At 69.3% G+C, this 21447-nt stretch carries 16 protein-coding genes and 1 pseudogene; 16 read left to right on the top strand and 1 reads right to left on the bottom strand.

What is annotated here, in order from left to right; genetic code table 11:
- Positions 1-27 precede the first annotated feature (27 nt).
- From AC57B8_RS31245 to AC57B8_RS31300, 12 genes and pseudogenes are all read left to right on the top strand, one after another.
- Positions 28-1365: an HlyD family type I secretion periplasmic adaptor subunit gene (locus AC57B8_RS31245; protein ID WP_070059823.1), complete on the top strand. Its 1338-nt coding sequence runs from the start codon at positions 28-30 to the stop codon at positions 1363-1365.
- A gap of 34 nt (positions 1366-1399) precedes the next feature.
- Entirely contained in the window at positions 1400-3184 is a 1785-nt protein-coding gene (locus AC57B8_RS31250; protein ID WP_496481707.1) for a multicopper oxidase family protein, read from the top strand.
- A gap of 29 nt (positions 3185-3213) precedes the next feature.
- On the top strand, positions 3214-3867 hold the full coding sequence (locus AC57B8_RS31255) for an SCO family protein (RefSeq protein WP_496481708.1): 654 nt from the start codon (positions 3214-3216) through the stop codon (positions 3865-3867).
- Between the two features lie 86 nt (positions 3868-3953).
- Positions 3954-5315 carry a TolC family outer membrane protein gene (locus tag AC57B8_RS31260; RefSeq protein WP_095744453.1) on the top strand — a complete coding sequence of 454 codons (1362 nt, stop codon included), beginning with the start codon at positions 3954-3956 and terminating at the stop codon, positions 5313-5315.
- Between the two features lie 78 nt (positions 5316-5393).
- Positions 5394-6050, top strand: coding sequence for a winged helix-turn-helix domain-containing protein (locus AC57B8_RS31265; RefSeq protein WP_369632028.1), 657 nt, complete (start codon positions 5394-5396; stop codon positions 6048-6050).
- 177 nt (positions 6051-6227) lie between these two features.
- Positions 6228-8978, top strand: a complete 2751-nt coding sequence (locus AC57B8_RS31270) for an FAD-dependent oxidoreductase (protein WP_496481709.1) — start codon at positions 6228-6230, stop codon at positions 8976-8978.
- Positions 8979-8993: 15 nt separating this feature from the next.
- Positions 8994-9152 (top strand): annotated as a pseudogene (locus AC57B8_RS31275) (acyl-CoA dehydrogenase family protein); the annotation flags it as partial.
- Positions 9153-9396: 244 nt separating this feature from the next.
- On the top strand, positions 9397-10380 hold the full coding sequence (locus tag AC57B8_RS31280; protein WP_496481710.1) for a Bug family tripartite tricarboxylate transporter substrate binding protein: 984 nt from the start codon (positions 9397-9399) through the stop codon (positions 10378-10380).
- Positions 10381-10435: 55 nt separating this feature from the next.
- The gene (locus tag AC57B8_RS31285; protein WP_496481711.1) at positions 10436-12796 is read left to right on the top strand and encodes an arylsulfatase; all 2361 of its coding nucleotides are present in this window, start codon (positions 10436-10438) and stop codon (positions 12794-12796) included.
- Positions 12793-14124 carry a DUF1254 domain-containing protein gene (locus AC57B8_RS31290; protein WP_496481712.1) on the top strand — a complete coding sequence of 444 codons (1332 nt, stop codon included), beginning with the start codon at positions 12793-12795 and terminating at the stop codon, positions 14122-14124. The genes AC57B8_RS31285 and AC57B8_RS31290 overlap by 4 nt, the downstream gene beginning before the upstream one ends.
- 43 nt (positions 14125-14167) lie before the next feature.
- On the top strand, positions 14168-15163 hold the full coding sequence (locus AC57B8_RS31295; RefSeq protein ID WP_496481713.1) for a Bug family tripartite tricarboxylate transporter substrate binding protein: 996 nt from the start codon (positions 14168-14170) through the stop codon (positions 15161-15163).
- 21 nt (positions 15164-15184) lie between these two features.
- Positions 15185-16231: an AraC family transcriptional regulator gene (locus AC57B8_RS31300; protein ID WP_496481714.1), complete on the top strand. Its 1047-nt coding sequence runs from the start codon at positions 15185-15187 to the stop codon at positions 16229-16231.
- Positions 16232-16235: 4 nt separating this feature from the next.
- On the opposite strand, the gene AC57B8_RS31305 is transcribed toward AC57B8_RS31300, so the two are convergent.
- On the bottom strand, positions 16236-16964 hold the full coding sequence (locus tag AC57B8_RS31305) for a Crp/Fnr family transcriptional regulator (RefSeq protein ID WP_082817968.1): 729 nt from the start codon (positions 16962-16964) through the stop codon (positions 16236-16238).
- A 373-nt stretch (positions 16965-17337) separates the two neighbouring features.
- Here AC57B8_RS31305 and AC57B8_RS31310 point away from each other — a divergent pair, with 373 nt between their 5' ends.
- The 4 genes from AC57B8_RS31310 to AC57B8_RS31325 all read left to right on the top strand — a co-directional run bounded on the left by AC57B8_RS31310 (position 17338) and on the right by AC57B8_RS31325 (position 21447).
- On the top strand, positions 17338-18666 hold the full coding sequence (locus tag AC57B8_RS31310; protein WP_496481715.1) for a porin: 1329 nt from the start codon (positions 17338-17340) through the stop codon (positions 18664-18666).
- A gap of 22 nt (positions 18667-18688) precedes the next feature.
- Positions 18689-19537 carry an acid phosphatase gene (locus AC57B8_RS31315; protein WP_496481716.1) on the top strand — a complete coding sequence of 283 codons (849 nt, stop codon included), beginning with the start codon at positions 18689-18691 and terminating at the stop codon, positions 19535-19537.
- A 118-nt stretch (positions 19538-19655) separates the two neighbouring features.
- A complete protein-coding gene (locus AC57B8_RS31320) occupies positions 19656-20339 on the top strand; it encodes a hypothetical protein (RefSeq protein ID WP_496481717.1) in 684 nt (227 codons plus the stop codon).
- Positions 20340-20424: 85 nt separating this feature from the next.
- Positions 20425-21447 (top strand): Bug family tripartite tricarboxylate transporter substrate binding protein, encoded by a 1023-nt coding sequence (locus AC57B8_RS31325; protein ID WP_496481718.1) that lies wholly within the window; start codon positions 20425-20427, stop codon positions 21445-21447.

The following is a 21447-nucleotide window of genomic DNA, read 5'->3' on the forward strand; positions in this document are numbered from 1 at the left end:
CGCCGTTGCGAACAAGGACCCCGCACCATGAGCACCGCCACACTCCCGATGCCTCCCGTTGCAGCCCCACGCAGCAGCCGGGAGCACGCACGACGCCTCGCGCGAAGCGGATGCTGGGTCATCCTCGGCGCGATCCTGCCCCTGGGCCTGTGGATGGGCCTCGCCCCGCTCTCGATGGCGGTGGTGGCCCCCGCGTTCGTCAAGGTGGACCTCAACCGCCGTCCGGTGCAGCACCTGGAAGGCGGCACCGTGCGCGAAGTCATGGTGCGCGACGGCCAGCATGTGAACGCCGGCGATCCGATCCTGGTCCTGGGCGACGTGCGCGTGGACGCCGACCGCAACCGCCTGAGCTATCGCGTCCATCTGGAGCGTGCCATGCTGGTGCGCCTGGAGGCCGAGCAGTCCGTCGCCAAGACGCTCGCCTTCCCCGAAGACCTGCTGCGCGCGGCCCGGCAGGACGATCGCATCGGCCAGGCCCTGCTCAAGGAGACGGCGCTGTTCCAGGCCCAGCGCCATTCACTGGACAGCGCGGCCTCGCTCATGAGAACGCAGCGCGATCGCGTGCAGCAGGAAATCGTTGCCGTGCACGCGCAGATCGCGCAGGCGCAGAACTCGCTCGTCCTGCAGCGCCAGGACCTGGAAGCCAACCGCGGCCTGATCCAGGAAGGCTTCATTTCGTCGAGCCGGATTTCCCAGCTCGAATCGGTGGTGATGGAGTACGCGGCCAAGCTCGAAGAGCGGCGCACGGAACTGGCGCGCGCCGCCCAGCGCCTGGTGGAGATCGACCTGAAGATCCAGTCGATCCGCAACGACTACGTGAAGGCCGCGAGCGACCAGCTCAAGGCCACCACCCAGCGCCTGGGCGAGATCGAGCAGGAGCAGCGCAAGTCGAACGACGCGGCGCAGCGGCAGGTCGTCGTGGCCCCGGCCAGCGGCGAAGTGATCGACCTGAAGTTCACCTCGCCCGGCGCGGTGGTCGGGCCCGGAGAGGCGATCGCGGACATCGTGCCCAGCGACGCCCAGCTGATGATCGAGGCGCGCATCCGTCCGGAAGACATCAGCAACGTGCACCTCAACCAGCGCGCGCGGGTGAAGTTCACCGCCTTCAAGTACCGCAACACCTCGATGGTCACGGGCAAGGTGACCTATGTCGCCGGCGACCGGTTGATCGAGCGCCAGACCAACCTGCCCTACTACAGCGTGATGATCCTGGCCGACGCCGAGTCGCTCAGGGCCATCGGCGACTTCAAGCTCCAGGCGGGCATGCCCGCCGAGGTCTATATCGCGGGCGTCTCGCAGACCGCGCTGCAGTACGTCATCGAGCCCATCACCTCCACCATCCGCCGATCGGGACGGCAGATGTAGCGGGGCTGTTCTCTGTCAACGAGGGGAATACATCATGCGCAAGGATTCCAACCACCACGACCCCGTGACGCCTGTCGCCCACAGCAAGAGACGCACGTTCCTGAAGGCCTCGCTGGCAGCCACGGCCGCCCCCCTGGTCCTGACACCGGGCAAGACCCGCGCACAACCCACGCCCCTGCCGCCCAGCCCGCCGACGACACCGTGGGTCGAGGACCTGCCCAACCAGGTCACGCCGCTCACACCGCTGGCCACGCTGACCCCGGCCCCGACCCTCAACGCGAACATCGCAGGCGGCGAGTGCGGGCGTGCACCGCACCAGCGCTACGCGGAACTGACCGTGCCCGGCAGGGCCGGCACGCCGCTGCTGTACCAGCTGACGGCCAAGGAGAACCCGGCCTGGCTGTTCAACGGCAACAACCCCTACTACCCCCCGCAGCCCATCTGGGGCTACGAAGGCAACACGCCGGGGGTGACCACGCCGGGCCCCACGATCCACGCGCGCTACGGGCAGTCGGTCATCTGCCGCATCCGCAACCAGCTGCCGCAGAACCACACGGGATTCGGCTCGCCCGAGATCAGCACGCACCTGCACAACATGCACACGCCGTCGGAGAGCGACGGCTACGCGAGCGACTTCTACAGCGCCGTCCAGGGCGGCGTGACGCTGACCGCGCCGGGGACCTTCAACGACCACTTCTACCCCAACCTCTACGCCGGCTTCGACGAGTTCGGCGGCCTCGGCGATTCGCGCGAAGCCCTGGGCTCGCTCTTCTATCACGACCACACGGAAGGCGTGACGGCACCGAACGTGCTCAAGGGCATGTTCGGGCGCTACATGGTCTTCGACACGCTCGACACCGGCGACGAGACCACGGGGCTGCGGTTGCCCAGCGGCGCGTACGACTACCCCCTGAGCTTCTCGGACAAGCGGTTCGACTCGGGCGGCCGGCTGACCTTCGACGAGCTCAACCCCGAGGGCGTGCTGGGCGACAAGATCGTGGTCAACGGCAAGATCGAGCCGGTGCTGCGCGTGGCACGCCGCAAGTACCGGCTGCGGCTGCTGAACGTCGGCCCATCGCGCTTCTACGAGTTCGTGCTGCAGAACACGGGCGGCACCATCGTGTACCCGTACACCCAGATCGCCAGCGACGGCAACCTGCTGCCGGCACCGATCGTGAACCAGCTGAGGGTGCGGATCGCCCCGGCCGAGCGCGCGGACATCGTGGTGGACTTCTCGCGATTCCCGCTGAACACCACGCTGTACCTCGTCAACCAGCTCACGCAGGTCGACACCCGCAAACCCGGCGTGGTGCAGTCGCCGGGCACGCGCGTGCTCAAGTTCATCGTCGATCGCCAGCCACCGACGCCCGACCTGAGCGTGGTGCCGAGCGTGCTGCGCCCGCTGCGCGACCTGCCCAGTGCCAGCGAACTCGCGGCCCTGCCGGTTCGCACCTGGGTGTTCGCGCGCAACAGCGGCATGTGGAACGTCAACGGGCTGTTCTTCGATTCGCTCACGGCCCGAGCCAGGATCACCAGGGGCACCGCCGAGATCTGGGAGTTCATCAATCCCGACAACGGCTGGCAGCACCCGATCCACGTGCACTTCGAAGAGGGACGGATTCTCAGCAAGAGCGTCAACGGCGTGAGCCTGCCCATTCCCGTGAACGAGCGCGGACGCAAGGACGTCTTCGTCGTCGGCGAACTCATGACCGTGAGGGTGCTCGTGCGCTTTCGCGATTTCTCGGGCAAGTACCTGATGCACTGCCACAACCTCACCCACGAGGACCACGCAATGATGGTTCGCTTCGACATCGTGTGAAGAACGCCGATGACTTTCAGGAGATTCTCATGAACCACCGCAGACACTTGATCGCCGGACTGGGCGTCGCGTCCTTGTACGCGTTCGGCCTGCCCGCCTCCGCCGAGGCGCCGGCAACGGCTGCACGCCCGGGGCGTCGCATGCCGAACGTCGAACTGAAGACCCACACCGGGGCGAAGGTGAACTTCTACGACGACCTGGTCCGGGGAAAGATCGTCGCCATCAACATGATGTACGCGGACTGCGAAGGCATCTGTCCGCTCATGACCAACAACCTCCTGCGCGTGCAGGAGCGCCTGGCCTCTCGGGTGGGCCGGGACATCTTCATGTACTCGATCACCATCCGCCCGGAGACCGACACCGTGGAGCACCTGGCCGACTACGCCGAGATGCACAGCGTGAACCCGGGCTGGCTTTTCCTGACCGGGAGCCGGAGCAACATCGACCTCGTGCGCTTCGCCCTGGGCTTCTACGACCCGGACCCGAAGGTCGACAAGGAGATCAATCGCCACACCGGCATGGTGCGCATCGGCAACGACGTCTATGACCGCTGGTCGATGGCGCCGGCGCTGGCGGCGCCCGAGCAGATCGTGGCGGCCATCCTGCATGTCGATCGCAGCCCGGCCGCGGTTCGCCGCGCGGGTGGCGCCATCTTGCAGGTCGACCCTCGGAGCACGGTCTGAACCAGCGCCTGCGCCGACCCCCACCCGGTGGACAGGGCTCACGGGCCCCCGCCACCGGGAAGCGTCTCGTCCCGGCATGGGGCGCCGTGCTCGCAGCGAGCTTCGCGTGGCCCGTCCATGGCCAGAGCCTGGTCGAGATCTACACGTCGGCGCGCGGCTACGACGCCACCTACCAGGGCGCGCGGGCCCAGTACGAGGCCACGCTGGCGCGGGCGGCGCAGTCCAGGGCCGGCATCCTGCCCACCGTCGGCCTGTCGGCCGGCGCCTCGCACACCCGGCAGGACCTCTCGACGGAAGGCAGCGCAACGACGCGCGGGTTCAACACCCAGAGCGTCGGCATCAACGCCACGCAGCCGCTGTACCGCCCCGCCAACTGGGCCGCCTACGAGCAGGGCCAGCGGCAGGCCGAGGTGGCGCAGATGGTGCTCACCATCGCCGAGCAGGACCTCATCGTGCGCGTGAGCCAGGCCTACTTCGACGTGCTCGCCAGTCAGGACAGCCTGGCCCTGGTGCGCGCGCAGAAGGTGGCCGTGGCCGAGCAGCTCGCATCGGCCAAGCGCAACTTCGAGGTCGGCACCACCACCATCACCGACGCGCGCGAAGCGCAGGCCCGCTACGACCTGGTGATCGCGCAGGAGATCGCGGCCGAGAACGACCTGCAGGTGAAGAAGATCGTGCTCGACCAGCTCGTCGGCAGCACCGGCAGCGTGCCCGTGCCGCTGGCGGCGCCCGTGATGCTGCCTCCGCTCGCGCCCGCCGACATCGAGGTCTGGACCTCGCACGCGGATGCCGGGCACCCTGCGATCCAGCAGGCCCGCCTGGGCCTGGACGTGGCCGGGCTCGAGGTGCAGAAGGCGCAGGCCGGCCACCTGCCCACGCTCGATGCGACCCTGGGCTACAACGTCACGAACAACCCCCAGGGCACCAACACCACGCCGGGCCGCTCGCGGGTCAAGGCCCTCACCGTGGGCGTCTCCCTCAACCTGCCCTTGTTTGCCGGCTACGCGATCGAGAACCGCGTCAGGGAAACGCTGGCGCTCGAAGACCAGTCGCGCTCGCTGCTCGAGGCCACGCGCCGCGGCGTCGCGCAGGCCACCCGTGCCACCTACCTGGGGCTGGTGTCGGCCGCCGGCCAGGTGAAGGCGCTCGAAGCCGCCGAGGTCTCCAGCCAGATCGCGCTGGAGGCCAATCGCATGGGCTACCAGGTGGGCGTGCGCATCAACATCGACGTGCTCAACGCGCAGAGCCAGCTGTTCCAGACCAAGCGCGACCTGGCGGTGGCGCGCTATTCGGTGCTGCTCGGCAATCTCAAGCTGCGGCAGGCCAACGGCACGCTGGTGCCCGAGGACCTGAACGCCATCGATGCCGCGCTTGCAACCCACGGCCGTACCCCGGTCGACAGCGCGGCGCCCGTCTCCGTGTCCAGGAGAACGCCGGCCCGCCAATGACGAGGCATGCCATGGCACGTACCGACAGCACCAGCGACTGCTCGCGGCCATGACGGCGCTGAACATGCAGGTGACGCCATGCGACTGCTTCTGCTTCAGGATCGCGCGCGGGTCGACGACGGCCTGTTCACGCACTTGCGCAAGAACGGGTTCCTGATCGACAGCGTCGAGCGGCTCGGCGACATCGACGTGCTGGAGAACGAGTCCTACGACGTGCTGCTCGTCAGCTCGCAGTTGCCCGACGGATCGGGACTCGACTGGGTCCGGTTGTTGCGGGTGCAGCACATCACCACGCCGGTCCTGATGCTGATGGTGGGAGCGCCCGGCCCGACCGCGCAGGCCGAGGTCCTCGACGCGGGCGCGGACGACTTCGTGGTGATGCCGTGCCGCCCCGAGCTGGTGGCCGAGCGGGTGCGGGCACTGCGTTGCCGGGCCGCGGGCCTGGCAACGCCGCGCGTGCGGTGCGGCGACGTCGAGTTCGACCTGGGCAGCCGGACGACAGTCCGCTGCGGCATGCCTGTCGCGCTGACCGAGCGGGAATGGAACCTGGTGGAGGCGCTGGCGCTGCGCTTCGATCACACGGTCCCCAAGGCCCAGGTGGAATTGCTGGTGCAGGGGATCCACGGCGCACCGACGAGCAACGCCCTGGAAGTGCACCTGTCCAACGTGCGGCGCAAGCTCGGGCGGCAGATCATCCGCACGATTCGCGGGGTCGGCTACCGCCTGAATACCTGAGCCCGTCGTCTTCAGACTCGTAAGCGTGCCGCACACAAGATAGCAACCTTAAGACGTGCGACTGGCCAGAATCGCACCACTCGCAGAGCCCCATCACTCACCGATGGCGCCACCACTGTCGCAGCGTCCCCCCGGGGCATGAATGGCGACACCTTCTCACGCAGGTACCACCGAACCATGTTCAAGCCCTCTCCCGCTCTCGTTTTCGCCAATTTCATGCAGCTGCCGACCATCGTGCCGAAAGCGGTGTGGCGCGCGCTGCGCGTGGTGAGCATCGCCTCGGCCCTGGCCCTGGCCGTCATGCTGGCGCTGCGGCCCGCCACCGCGATGCCGCTGTTCTGGGGGCTGATCGTGCCGTCGCTCCCGCTCGTGTTCATGCTGGCACCCGGGCTGTGGCGCAACGTCTGCCCGCTGGCCGCCATCAACCAGATCCCCCGCAGGCTCGGCATCACGCGCGCACTCACGAGCCGTCGCCTGTCGCAGGGCGCGGCATTTCCGATCGGCATCGGCCTGCTGATCTGCGCGGTCGTCGCGCGCAAGCTGCTGTTCAACGGCAACGGCCTGGCCACCGCCGGCCTGCTGGCGGCAGCCATGGGGGCGGCGCTCATCGGCGGCTTGCTGTTCAAGGGCAAGAGCGGCTGGTGCAGCAGCATCTGCCCCCTGCTGCCGGTGCAGCGGCTGTACGGCCAGACGCCGTTCATCCGCATCGCCAACACGCACTGCGAACCGTGCGTGGGCTGCGCCAAGAACTGCTACGACCTCAATCCCGGCGCGGCCTACCTGGCCGACCAGTACGACCCGAACCCGGCCTACCGCAACTTCCGCAGCTTCTTCGCAGGTGTCTTTCCGGGCCTGATCCTCGGCTACTACCTCGTGCCTTCGCCCGCCGAGATCGGCCCGGTCTCCACGGTCATGCAGATGCTGGTCTACATGGCGGCCAGCCTGACGCTCTTCAACCTGATCGAACTGCTGGGCAGCAAGACGCGCAACCTGTCGCCGGTGCTCTTCGCGGCGGCCGCGTTCTCGCTGTACTACTGGTTCACCGCCCCGCTGGTCGTCAGCACCTTGAGCAGCCTGAGCGGCATGGCCATCGCCCCCGAAGTCGTCGCCACGCTGCGCGGCCTGACGATCATCGCGAGCCTGACGTGGATCGCGCGGTCGCTGCATGTCGAGCGCCTGTTCCTTCGCCGTGAATTGCGCAAGGGCGTCCGGGACGGCTCCCGGCTGGCGCCGATCGTCATCGAGACGATGCGGCTGCACCGCGGCCCGAACGACGCCGCGCGCAAGGCGCCGGTTGCAGCCCCGCCGGAGAACGAGGCCGCTACGGCCGCCCCGGCCGATGCGTCCACGCAGCCTGCCGAACTCTGCATCGACCCCACCGGCATGAAGACCCCCATCCGCAAGGGCCAGACCCTGCTCGAGGCGCTCGAGGACTGCGGCGCCCCCATCAACGCCGGCTGTCGTTCCGGCGTGTGCGGCGCCGACCCGATCGCCGTCGTGGCGGGCGGCGAACGGCTCGCCCCCATCGGCAGCGACGAGCGGGCGACGCTGGCCCGGCTCGGCTGCGCCGACGGCACGCGCCTGGCCTGCATGGCGCGCATCCGCAATGCCGGGCCCATCCGCATCGACCTGAAGCGGGAGGCGACCCCGGCGGCGCGCGAGACACGCAAGCCCGAGGTCGTGCCCTTCGATGCGTCGATCCGCCGCGTCGTGATCGTGGGCAACGGCGTGGCCGGCCTGACCGCGGCCGACCATGTGCGGCGCCGCCACCCCGACTGCGAGATCCATCTCATCGGCCGCGAGAACCACAACGCCTACAACCGGATGGCCATTGCCAAGCTGATCAGCATGCCGACGGGTGTCCAGGGCCTGCACCTGCTGCCCGAGCAGTGGTATGCCGAGCACCGTGTCACCGCGTGGCTCAACACGCATGTGTCGGGCGTCGACACGCAGCGTCGCGAGCTCACGCTGGCGACCCGCGAGACGCTGGGCTACGACAGGCTCATCCTGTGCTCCGGCAGTTCGGCGTGGGTCCCGCCGCTCGACGGCTACGGCATCGAGGGCAGCTTTGTGCTGCGCGATGCCGACGACGCGATGGCGATCCGCGACTACATGCAGCGCTTCCACGGCACCTGCGCGGTCGTGCTGGGGGCCGGCTTGCTCGGCCTGGAAGCCGCGCAGGCGCTGGCGCAGCTCGGGGCGCAGGTCCAGGTGCTGTCGAACAGCGGCCAGATCCTGGACCGGCAGATCGACACCCCGGCCAGCGCCTTGCTGGAAGCGCACCTGGCAACCCAGGGCATCCATGTCATGACCGGTGCCGACGCCGCGCGGCTGGAGCCGGGCAGCGAGGGCCGCGTGGCGCGGCTCGTGCTCAAGGACGGACGCCAGCTCCCCGCCGACGTGGTCGTGGTGTGCACCGGCGTGCGCGCCAACGTCGACATCGCGCAGTCGGCCGGCCTGGCGCTCGGTCGCGGCATCATCGTCGACGCACAGATGCGCACCAGTGCCCCCCATGTCTACGCCGCGGGCGATGTGGCCGAGTTCGAGGGCCATTCGATCCCCCTGTGGGCCGTGGCTGCCGAGCAGGGAGAGATTGCGGCCGTCAACGCGCTGGGCGGCAAGCGCGTCTATCGCGGCCATGTGCCCGTGACCGCGCTGAAGGTCTCGGGCATCGACGTCCGCTCCGCGGGCACCGTGCACGCCGCGCGGCCCGGCGAATTCGAGTTGACGCAGTCCGAGCCTGCGCAGGGCATCTATCGCAAGCTGGTGGTCGCCGAGGGCCGGCTTGTCGGCGCGGTGCTGGTCGGATCGCCGGACGAGGCGGACGAGGTCATTCCCGCCGTGCGCGAGCACGCGCCGGTCTCCACGATGACCGCCTTGCTGGAGCGTGGGGACTGGCAGCAGCATTCGGTGGCATTGGCGGCCTAGTCATACACACATCAGGGCAAGGCCCAGGACGAGCGCCTGCAACTCTTCGGGGGCTATGGCTACATGGTCGAGTACCCGATCGCACGCATGCATGCCGACGCGCGCGTGCAGCGCATCTACGGCGGCACGAGCGAGATCATGAAGGACCTGATTGCGCGAAAGCTCGGCGCGTGAGAGCGCCGCGTCGAGGGCGCGCGCGACCACGGAACGACAACGCGCCCTCGCCGGTCGGCATGCAGCCTGCCTCCGGCTGAGCCAGAGGGTATTCCCCGAGCCGGTGTCGGCGAATCTGTCGGCTGGTTGACGGAATCGATGGCCGCTGTTTCCTAGCATGGAGACGCAGTCCCACCCCCTGTAGCAACGGGGGACGCGCCCGGAGGCGCGGGGCCTGCGCGACCCATCCCCAAGGAGACATCCCGTGAACACGACATTGCTGCGGCCGGCACTCACCGCATTGACCCTTCTCGCCCTCGCCGGCGCGGCCACGGCGCAAGACGGCGCCGGCTACCCAAGCAAGACGGTGACGATCGTCGTGCCCACGCCGCCCGCCGGCGGCACCGACCTCATCGCGCGGCTGTTCGCCGACGTGCTGGGCAAGGCCTTCAAGCAGAGCGTGATCGTCGACAACCGCGCTGGCGCCAACGGCATCCTGGGCGTCGACTTCGTCGCCAAGGGGCCGGCCGACGGCACGCGCGTGCTGTTCACCTACGCCGCCACGATGGTGATCAACCCGGCGCTCTACAAGAAGCTGCCCTACGATCCGCTCAAGGACTTCGCGCCCGTCGCGCAGGTGGGCCGTGGCGGCAACCTGCTGCTGGTGCGCAAGGACCTGCCGCCGAACACGCTCAAGGACTTCGTCACCCATGCCAAGGCCCACCCCGACAAGCTGAACTATTGCTCGTGGGGCAATGGCTCGGGCGGCCACCTCACGATGGAAAGCCTGAAGAAGCAGGCCGGCATCTCGCTGCTGCACGTGCCCTACAAGGGCAGCAGCCCCTGCGTGCAGGACCTCATGGGCGGCCAGGTGGACGCCGGCTTCGCCGACATCTCCTCCACCATCGAGGTGGTGAAGGCCGGCCGGGTCAAGGCCCTGGCCTACAGCGGCCCCGACCGCCTGCCGATGCTGCCCGACGTGCCCACGATGACGCAGGCCGGGTTCCCGTTCAAGAACTACACCTGGTACGGCTTCTTCGTGCCGGCCAAGACGCCGCCCGCCGTCGTCAAGCGACTGAACGAAGAGATCTACCGCGCGCTGCAGGACCCGGCCGTGACCCAGCGCCTGCGCGAACTCAACTTCACCGACCTGCCGCGCCCCACGCCCGAGCAGTTCAAGGAGGTCCTGCGCCAGGACCTGCAGGACTGGAGCGCCCTGGTCAAGTCCATCGGCGTCACGCTGGACTGACGCCCGATCCACCACGACGCCGGGGCCCTGCCCCCGCGCGTCCCGGAGAACCCCCATGACACAAGAAAAATCCAACCCGTCCGCGACCCTCGGCGGCTTCAACACCCTGCCCGGCCAGGGCAGCCACCTGCCCTTCGACGCGCCGCCCAGCGCCAGCATCGCGGGGCGCAAGCTGTCGGAGTCCACGCACGAGCGGCGCAAGGCGGTGCCGCACCTGCGCGACGACGCGCCGAACGTGCTGATCGTGATGCTCGACGACGCCGGCTTCGCGCACCCCGACACCTTCGGCGGCGAGATCCACACGCCCACGCTGACGCGGCTGGCCGGCAGCGGCATCACCTACAACGCCTTCCACAACTGCGGCGTGTGCTCGCCCACGCGCGCGTCGCTGCTGACGGGGCGCAACGCGCACCGCGTGGGCTACGGCCACATCTCCGAATACGCCACCGACTGGGACGGCTACGTGGGCGTCATTCCCAAGAGCGCCGGCACCCTGGCCGAGGTGCTCGGGGCCTGGGGCTACAACACGGCCGCGTTCGGCAAGTGGCACAACACGCCGGCCAACCTGACCACGCAGATGGGCCCCTTCGACCGCTGGCCCACCGGCCACGGCTTCAACCACTTCTACGGCTTCCTGGGCGGCGAGAGCTCGCAGTACGAGCCGCGCCTGGTCGAGAACACCACGCTCATCGAGCCGCCGCGCGACGAGGGCTACCACCTGAGCGAGGACATGGCCGACAAGGCCTGCGGCTGGCTGCGCCGCCACCGCGCCATCACGCCCGACAAGCCCTTCCTGATGTACTGGGCGCCCGGTGCGGTGCATGGCCCGCACCACGTCTTCAAGGAATGGACCGACAAGTACAAGGGCAAGTTCGACGACGGCTGGGACGCCTACCGCGAACGCGCCTTCGCGCGCCAGAAGAAGATGGGCTGGATTCCCGAGACCGCCGAGCTCACGCCCCGGCCCGAGACGCTTGCCAGCTGGGACAGCATTCCCGAGGCCGAGCGCCCGTTCCAGCGCCGGCTGATGGAGGTCTACGCGGGCTTCCTGGAGCACACCGATGCGCAGGTCGGCAAGGTCGTCGACGAACTGGAGCAGCTCGGGCTGCGCGACAACACGCTGGTGTTCTTCGTGTTCAGCGACAACGGCGGCAGCGCCGAAGGACAGAACGGCACCGTGGTCGAGCTGCTGGCGCAGAACCGCATCTCCACCAAGATCTCGCAGCACCTCGAACTGCTGGAAGGCCTGGGCGGCCTCGACGCATTGGGTGGCCGCAAGACCGACAACATGTACCACGCCGGCTGGGCCTGGGCCGGCTCCACGCCGTTCCAGAGCACCAAGCTGATCGCCGCGCACTTCGGCGGCACGCGCACGCCGCTGGTCGTGTCGTGGCCACGCGGCATCCGGCCCGACACCACGCCGCGCTCGCAGTTCCACCACGTCAACGACATCGCGCCCACGCTCTACGACATCCTGGGCATCACGCCGCCCGTCGAGCTCAACGGCGTGCGGCAGGATTCGCTGGACGGCATCTCGATGGCCTACACCTTCGCCCATCCGCAAGCCGAGGGCCGCAAGGGCGTGCAGTACTTCGAGGTGGCGGGCAGCCGCATGGTGCACCACGACGGCTGGACCGCGGGCGTGTTCGGCCCGCGCATTCCCTGGGTCGCGGGCGCCGCGCCCGGGCTGGCCACCTGGGACCCGGACAACGACGTCTGGGAGCTGTACCACGTCGCGCAGGACTACGCGCAAGCGCACGACCTGGCGCAGGCGCAGCCGGCCAAGCTGGCGCAGATGAAGGAGATGTTCGCCGTGCAGGCGGGCATCAACCACGTCTATCCGCTGGGCGCGATCTACCACCTGACGCTGAAGCCGCAGCACCGCATCGCGCCCCGGCATACCTCGTGGCACTTCAGCGGCGACATCACGCGCATCCCGGAGAACTGCGCGCCCAACATCAAGACGCGCAGCCACACGGCCACCGTCGATGCCACGCTGGGCGAGCGCGCGAGCGGCGTGCTGTTCGCGCTGGGCGGCTTCAACGGCGGCATCTGCCTGTACCTGGACGACGGCCACCTGGCCTACGAATACAACATGCTCGGCATGTACCGCTTCAAGGCACGCTCGACCGCGCGCATTGCCGCCGGACGCCGTGCGATCGACGTCGAGTTCACGATGAGCGACGGCACGGCGCCCCAGCGGCCCGCGCGCGCCGTGCTGCGCGTCGATGGCGTGCAGGTGGCGGCGTGCGACATCGGCGTCACGGTGACGGCCATCTTCTCGGCCTGCGAGACCTTCGACGTCGGCTGCGACCTTGGCTCGCCGGTGGCGGCGGAGTACTTCGACCGTGCGCCGTTCGGCTTCGACGGGCACATCCACGACGTCTGGCTGCGCTATGCGGAGACGCAGTCGTGAGCACGTTGATCACTGAAGCAGACGCCTACGCCATCGGCATCGAGGCCTACACCTATGCCTATCCGATGGTGGTGATGGAGCTGACGCGCCGCGTCGCCACCAACGTCGCGCAGCCGGACGGCGCGCGCGTGCGCGGGCCGATGAACCGCTTCGTGCACGTGCCCACCTACCCCGACGCCGGCTTCAAGGACGTGGTGCGTCCCAACGCCGACACGCTGTACTCCAACATCTGGTACGACGTCGGCGACGAGCCGCTGGTGCTGACGCTGCCGGACATGGGCGAGCGCTACCACGTCATTCCGTTCTACGACCTGTGGACCGACGTGTTCGCCACGCTGGGCACGCGCACCAACGGCAACGGCGGCGGCCACTTCGCGCTCGTCGGTCCGCGCTGGAAAGGCACGCTGCCCGAGGGCGTGCGCGCCATCGTGAGCCCCACGGACGTGGGCTGGATCGTCGGGCGCATCCAGACCAACGGCGCGGCCGACTACGCCCACGTGCACACGCTGCAGGCCGGCTTCGAGGCCGTGCCGCTGTCGGCCTGGGGCCAGCCCCATGGCCCACCGGCCGGCCACTTCGACGCAGCGATGGACATGCGCCCGCCCGTCGAGCAGGTGGCCGCGCTCGGTGCCGGTGCCTTCTTCGCGCTCTTCGCCGAACTGCTCCAGCGCAACCCGCCGCATGCCACCGACGGTGCGCTGCTGCTGCGCATGGAGCGCATCGGCCTGGTCCCCGGCCGCGGCTTCGCACTGACCGAAGCCCCCGAGGCGGTGCAACGCGCCCTCGAGCGCGCCGCGCCCGATGCCTACCGGCGCATGCTCGAGCGCGCACCGGCGATGCGCATGGTGCGCAACGGCTGGAGCCTCGGCAGCAACGTGGGCGTCTACGGCAACGACTACCTGGCGCGCGCCTTCGTCGCCTACGCCGGCCTGGGCGCGCTGCCGCGCGAAGAGGCGATGTACCCGCGCTCAGTCTGCGACAGCGAAGGCCAGCCGCTGTCGGGCACTGCGCGCTACGTGCTGCACTTCGATGCGCACGAGCTGCCGCCGGCCGACGCGTTCTGGTCGCTGACGCTGTACGGCCCCGACCAGTTCTTCGTCGACAACGCGCTGAACCGCTACGCCATCGGCGACCGCGACGCGCTCGCCTTCAACGCCGACGGTTCGCTGGACCTGTACATCCAGCACGCGTCGCCGGGCCCGGCCAAGGCCCCGAACTGGCTGCCCGCGCCCGCCGGCCCCTTCAGCATGAACCTGCGCCTGTACGTGCCGCAGGCGCCGGTGCTCGACGGGCGCTGGGCACCGCCCGCGCTGAAGCGCCTGCCCTGACCGTATCGACTGCATCGTCTCCCACCCGAAAGGCACTCACTTCATGACCCGTTCCCGCTTCCACGCGCTGCGCGCGCCCGGCCTGTGCATCGTCGGGCTCCACCTCGCGGCCAGCGCCGCTCTGGCGCAGGCCGACTACCCGAGCAAGCCGATCCGCATCATCGTCCAGTACCAGGCCGGCGGCTCGGCCGACGCGCTCGCGCGGCTGGTGGGCGACGGGCTCGCCAAGCGGCTGAAGCAGCCCGTGCTGGTGGAGAACCGCAGCGGCGCCGGCGGCATCATCGGCACCGACTACGTGGCCAAGAGCGCGCCCGACGGCTACACCGTGCTGCTGTCTGTGCCGGGCCCGATCGCCGCGAACCTGGCGCTGTACAAGAAGCTGCCCTACGACCCGCGCACCGACCTGCGCCATGTGTCGGACATCGCGAGCACGCGCACCATCATGGTCGTGCACCCCTCGGTGCCGGCGCAGGATTTCAAAAGCCTCGTCGAGGCCGTGCGCAAGGCGCCCGGCAAGTACGTGATGGGCTCCTGGGGCCCCGGCGTGCAGCCGCACCAGATGCAGGTCTTCATGGACAAGACCTACGGCACGCAGACGCTGCACGCGGCCTACAAGGGCGAAAGCCCGATGGCGGTCGACCTGCTCAGCGGCGTGATCCAGATGACCGTGGGTTCCATCAGCACCTTCCAGCCCTACGTCGCTGCCGGCAAGCTGCGCGCGATCGCCGTGCCGGGCGCGCAGCGCGCCAAGGCCGCCCCCACGGTGCCGACCTTCGCCGAGCAGGGCTACAAGGACGACATGTTCATGCTCATGGCGCCGACCTCGCTGCTGGTGCCCGCCAAGACGCCCGACGCCATCGTCGAGAAGCTCAGCCGCGAAGTCGCCGCGGTGGTGAAGCAGCCCGAGGTGCAGCGCCGCATCGAGGACATGGGCGCCGAGCCCATCGGCAACACGCCGGCCGAAGCCTCGGCGGCGTACAAGGCGTTCCTGCCCGTGTCGCTGAAGCTCACGCGGGCCACGGGCGTCACGCTGGACTGATTGCGCCGCCGGCCGAGACCCGTGCATCACCCGCCTCCCGATTTCGAACCCCGGGTGTACACCCCGCAGCGCATCGCCGCGGTCGTCGCCACGCTGGCCTCGGACGGCATCCCCGCCGCACAGGCCCTGGCCGGCAGCGAGCTCGACGAGGCCGCGCTGCGCGCGCCCGGCACGCGCGTGTCGTATGCGCAGACGGTCACCGTGCTGCGCAATGCGCTCGCGCTGGCGCGCAACCCCACGGTGGCGTTGCGCGCCGGCGCGCGCATGCACCTCACGGCCTACGGCATGTGGGGCTATGCATTGCAGAGCAGCCCCAGCTTCAGCGCGCTGATCGAGTTCGCCATCACCTACCGCCGCGCCATCGGGCCGCTGGCCGACATGCACCACGACCCCGCGCGCGCGCCCGGCACCTGCAGCTTCGAGGTGCTGGTGTCGCCCGACCCGCGCGACCCGCTCTACCGCTTTGCGCTGGCCTTCACCTTCGCGGCCCACCTGACGCTGGCGCGCGACCTGTACGGCGATGGCTTCGGCTTCACGGGCCTGCGCCTGGCCTGCCCCGCGCCCGAGCACGGCGCGGGCGTCTGGGAGGCGTGGTTCGAGTGCCCCGTGCAGTTCGGCCGGCCTGACAACGCGCTGCAGTTCGACGAGGCCTGGTGCACGCGCGCGCCGCGCCTGCACGATCCGCTCACGCACGCCATGGCCAGCGAGAGCTGCCAGCAGTTCGTGGCCGGGCTGGCGCATGCCGGCGGCATCGCCGCGGCGGTGCGCCGCAAGTTGGTGGAGCAGATGCCGTGGCGGTTTCCGAGCATCGAGTCGATGGCCCGCACGCTCGCTCTGGAGCCGCGCACGCTGCGACGGCGGCTCGCCACGCATGGCACCACGTACCGGTCGATCCTCAACGAAGTGCGCCTGCGGCTGGCCATCGAGTACCTGCGCAAGACCCGCATGACCACCGAGGAGATCGCGGAGCGCCTGGGCTACAGCGAGGCCGCGAACTTCCGGCACGCCTTCGTGCGCTGGACCGGCACCAGCCCGCACGCCTACCGCCTGAGCTGCGCGCCGTGCTGAGACCTCAGTCTTCCGCGGCGATGCGGTGCAGCCGGGGCAGGTCGACCACGGTGACCAGGCGGTAGCCCTCGTTGCAGCCGAGCACGCCCTCGTCCTTGAACTGCGCCAGTTCCTTGCCGACGGTCTGGCGCGACACGCCCAGCATGTTCGCCAGGTCGGTCTGCGACACGCGCAGCTCGGTGTCGCACGGCGCGCCGCTCGCGTCCCCGTAGCGATACACCATGTTGAGCAGCGTGATCGCCGTGCGCCGGCGCACCGAGCCCAGCACCTGGTCCTGCAGGATCTCGGCGCTCATGCGATAGCGCCGCAGCATGGTCTGGGCGATGCTGCGCCACAGCACCGGCTCCGCATCGAGGATGCGCCGCATGGCGGCACCGGGGATGTGGATGATGTGCGAATCGGCGCGCGCATCGAAGGCGAAGATGGGCTGCATGTCGTCGATGAGATGCACCATGCGCGTGATCTGGCCGGCCCCGAGCACCGAGAGGATGTACTTGTCGCCGGCCGCGTTGGTGGCCGCGATCTCGATCGAGCCCGACACGATCACGAACACCTCCCGCTGGTGGTTGCCGCGACTCACGAGCGGCGTGCGGCGCCGGTAGTGCCTGGCGCGCGCGGCGTTCGCCAACTCGCGCAGCCGGTCTTTCGGCCAATCGAGAAACACCGCGCACGTGCTCAGCCCGTGCTCGATCTCTTCCCTTGTGCTCTGCGATACGGGTTGCGGGTATTCCATGGGATGACTCAGCAAAAACTGTTGCCTGGTTGACGGATTCGAAGAGCAGCGATTCCTATCATAGGACTGGCCAATCAAAGAACAACGAGGAACTCCCTAAGTGAGACATGCACGTTCCCTGCCTGCACGCCTGCCGCTGTTTCGCAGCACCGCGGCGCGTTCGTTGATCCGGCTTCTTGCGTCGCGCATGCGACGCGATGCGAATGCCGTGATGCGCGGCCACACGGCCCGCGCGCGCGGCTAGAGGCCGCACCCCTTTTTCCCGAAGTCCCCGAAGGGCATCCGCCCTTCGGAACACCCGAGCCCTGGAACGCAGCGATGCGCACCAGCGGACTCGTTCATCCCTGAAGAAGCAAGCAAAGCAAGACCTGCCATGAAACATCACTCCCTGGCCGCATTGGCTCTCCTCACCGCCGCCGGTACCGCGTCGGCGCAATCGTCCGTCACGGTGTTCGGCATCGTCGACGTCGGCATCAGCCGCTACACGTCCAAGAGCACGTACCACAGCCCCAACCCCTTCGCGCTGCCACCGGCGAACGCCTCGGGCGGCAGTGCGAAGACGAGCCAGACCGCGCTGTCGAACTCGGGCTATGCGGGCAGCCGCATCGGCTTTCGCGGCACGGAAGACCTCGGTGGCGGCCTGGCGGCGAGCTTCTGGCTGGAGTCCGGCATCACCAACGACGACGGCGCCAAGGGCATCACCAACTTCAACCGCCGCTCGACGATGAGCCTGTCGGGTCCGTTCGGCGAACTGCGCCTGGGCCGCGACTACGCCGCGACCTTCTGGAACGACACCGTCTTCGATCCCTTCGGCACCAACGGCGTGGGCACCAACCTCATCGCCAACATCAACAGCCGCATCGCCGCCATTGCCGGCCCCGGCTCCGTGGTGGCCGCGACCGACAACTACATCCGCACCGGCAACTCGATCGGCTACTTCCTGCCGCCGAACCTGGGCGGCGTCTACGGCCAGCTGCAGTACACGCTGCACGAGAACACCAAGCGCAGCGACCAGCCCGGCACGCCATCGGCCAAGGGCCGCTACGTGGGCGGCCGCCTGGGCTATGCCAGCGGACCGCTCGACATGGCCATCGCCTACGGCCAGAGCACGGCCGCCGACAGCACCACGCTCAACGCGCTGGGCATCGCGACCGCCACGCAGGAGCGCAAGATCAACGCGCTGAACCTGGGCGCGTCGTACAACTTCGGCCCCGCCAAGCTGTTCGCCGAGGTCTCGCGCGTGCAGGACAAGAACGAGACCGGCACGCTGCAGAACCTGCCGGGCCTGGCGGTTCCGTTCATGAACACCGCCACGCGCAAGGACAAGTACAACGGCTACATGCTCGGCGTGACCGTGCCCGTGGGCCCGGGCCTCATCCGCGCGTCGTACGCGTCGGTGAAGTACAAGAACGGCGCGCCCGCTGCCACCGACCTCAACAGCCTGCTGTGGGGCCTGAACGGCAACCGCGACACCACGGCCAACCAGATCTCGCTGGGCTACGTGCACAACCTGTCCAAGCGCACCGCGCTGTATGCCTCGGTGTCGCGCATCCGCATCAAGGACGGCTGGAACAACCCCGGCGTGATGGGCGCCATCACCGGTGGTTCGGCCGCCTACCTCACGGGCGGCACCGCGCAGGCCGCGGGCTGGGCGCCGCGCTCGTCGATGGGCTACGACTTCGGCATCCGCCACGCGTTCTGAGCGCATGCGAAAGGAGGTACCCATGGCTTTGAAACACCTGTCGCCGCTGTTCATCGCAGCCCTGCTCGCGGGCGGCTGCGCCACGTCGCCCGCGCCGACCACCTCGGCCGCCGACGTCGGCGAAACACGCCCGGGGTCGGGCTATCTCAAGGGCTACCTGGCCTCGGCCGAGATGCCCGACAGCCTGGCGCTGCTGCCACCGCCGCCCGAGGCGAATTCGGCCGCGCTGGCGGCCGACGTCGCCGCGTTCCGCAGCCTCACCGCGCTGCAGGGTTCGCCGCGCGGCGCGCTCGCGGTGCGCGATGCCAACCTGCGCTTTCCGGAGGCGGCCTCCACCTTCTCCTGCGCGCTGGGCGTGCGCATCTCGGAGCAGCAGACGCCGCACCTGAACATGCTGCTGCGGCGCACGCTGGCCGATGCCGGCGGCGCCACCTACAAGGCCAAGGAGAAGTACCAGCGCACGCGGCCCTTCGTGGCGCTGAAGGCCGCCAGCTGCACGCCGAAGGAAGAAGCGCACCTGGCCAAGGACGGCTCCTACCCCTCCGGGCACTCGGCGCTGGGCTGGGCCTGGGCGCTGGTGCTGACGGAGCTCGCGCCGGAGCGCGCGGATGCGCTGCTGCAGCGCGGCCGCGCCTTCGCGCAAAGCCGCGGCATCTGCGGCGTGCACTGGCGCAGCGACATCGAAGCGGGACGCCTGATCGGCGCGGCCACCGTGGGCCGGCTGCATGCCAACCCGGCGTTCACGGCGCAGATGAACGCGGCGAAGAGCGAGATCGCGCAGGCACGCAGTCGGCCGGACAGCGCCCCGCCTGCGGCCGACTGCGCGGCCGAGGCGAACGCGATCGCGGGCTCCGCGGCGCTGACGCCCTGAGCGCGCGCCCCCTCGACCACCTCGCCCACGGCCAGCGTGTGTGCGGGTTGTCGAGGGGAACGCTGCGTGTGCGAAGCGGGTAGCCTCGCCAACTCCAACCACTCCAAGGAGACCTCGCATGCGCCATCGTTCCGTTCTGTCATGGGGTGCCGCGGCCTCGGCGGTCGCGCTCCTCGCTGCATGCGGCGCCATGTCTTCGGGCAAGGACGCCAACCCGATGAGCTTCTTCATCACGAGTGCCAACCCCGGCAAGGGCGGCGACCTCGGCGGCCTGGCCGGCGCCGACCGCCAGTGCCAGGCGCTGGCCGCCAGCGCCGGTGCGGGCGGCAAGACCTGGCGCGCCTACCTGAGCGCCACCGAAGCGGGCGGCCAGCCGGCCGTCAACGCACGCGACCGCATCGGCGCGGGGCCGTGGCGCAACGCCAAGGGCGTGGTCGTGGCCACCAGCGTGGCCGACCTGCACAGCCCGAACGCAAAGCTCGGCAAGGACACCTCGCTGACCGAAAAGAGCGAGGTGGTCTCGGGCTTCGGCGACCCGGTCAACCGGCACGACATCCTCACCGGCTCGCGCCCCGACGGCACGCTCGCACCGGCCGCCGCCGGCAAGGACACCACCTGCGGCAACTGGACGCGCAGCGTCGACGGCTCGGCCATCGTCGGCCACCACGACAAGAAGGGCACCAACCCCGACCCGGTCGCCAACGCCTCGTGGAACGCGTCGCACGGCACGCGGGGCTGCAGCGTCGACCAGCTCAAGCAAAGCGGCAGTGCCGGCCTGATGTACTGCTTCGCCGTGAACTGAGCCTGCTGGGCAGCGCCCCGGCCCGTGCGTCGATCCACGGGCGGGCGCGCTGCGATGTGCCACAGACGACCCATCGGAGGACTTCATGATCCAAGCCACCCAGCCCCTTCGTGCAGTGCCGCGGCGCCTGCTTCTTTGCCTGGGTGCCGCGGCACTCGGCCTGGGCGCCTTCGGGGCAAGCCCCGCGTGGGCACAGACGGCCTGGCCCAGCAAATCGATCACGCTGCTGATCGGCTTCCCACCCGGCGGACAGACCGACTTCGCCGGCCGCGTGTTGACGAACGGCATGCAGGGCGCACTCGGCCAGCCCGTGGTCATCGACAACAAGGCCGGCGTGAACGGCAACATCGCGTCCGTCGAACTGATGAAGGCACCACCGGACGGCCACAAGCTGCTGGTGGGCAACGGCTCGATGACGATCATGCCGCACGTGTACACCAAGCTCGGCATCGTCGATCCGCAAAAGATGACACCCATCGGCATCATGCTGCAGTCGCCGCTGGTGCTGGTGGTGCCCGCCACGTCGCCGATCAAGACCTACGCGCAGTTCGCCGAAGAGGTGAAGTCGCGTGCCAAGAGCGGCAAGGGCATCGACTACGGAACGGGGGGCGCAGGCTCGCTGATCCACGTCACCATGGAACTGCTGCGCGAGCGCCTGGGCAACCCGGCGATGAACCACGTTCCCTACAAGGGCAGCAGTCCGGCGATGGTCGACCTGATGGCCGGGCGCCTCGACGCCATGTTCGACGCCACCTCCGTCGTCGCCCCGTTCGTGAAGTCGGGCCAGCTGCGGCCCCTGCTGGTGACCAGCGACAAGCGTTCGCCGATGCTGCCGAATGTGCCCACCGCCGCGGAAAGCGGCATCAAGGACTTCAGCATCATCTCCTTCATCGGCCTGTACGGACCGCCCGGGTTGAGTCCCGAGGTCGTGAAGAAGGCCAACAGCGCGATGAACGCGGCACTGAAGGAGCCGACCGTCGTCAAGAGCATCGTCGATCGCGGGGACGAGCCCGGTGGCGGCTCGCCCGAGCAGCTCGGCGCGATGACCCGCGACCAGTACAAGATGTGGGGCGCCGTCGTGAAGGCGAACAACATCACGGCCGACTGA

It is taken from the genome of Variovorax sp. BGA-UO-ETr-C22 (assembly GCF_059567965.1).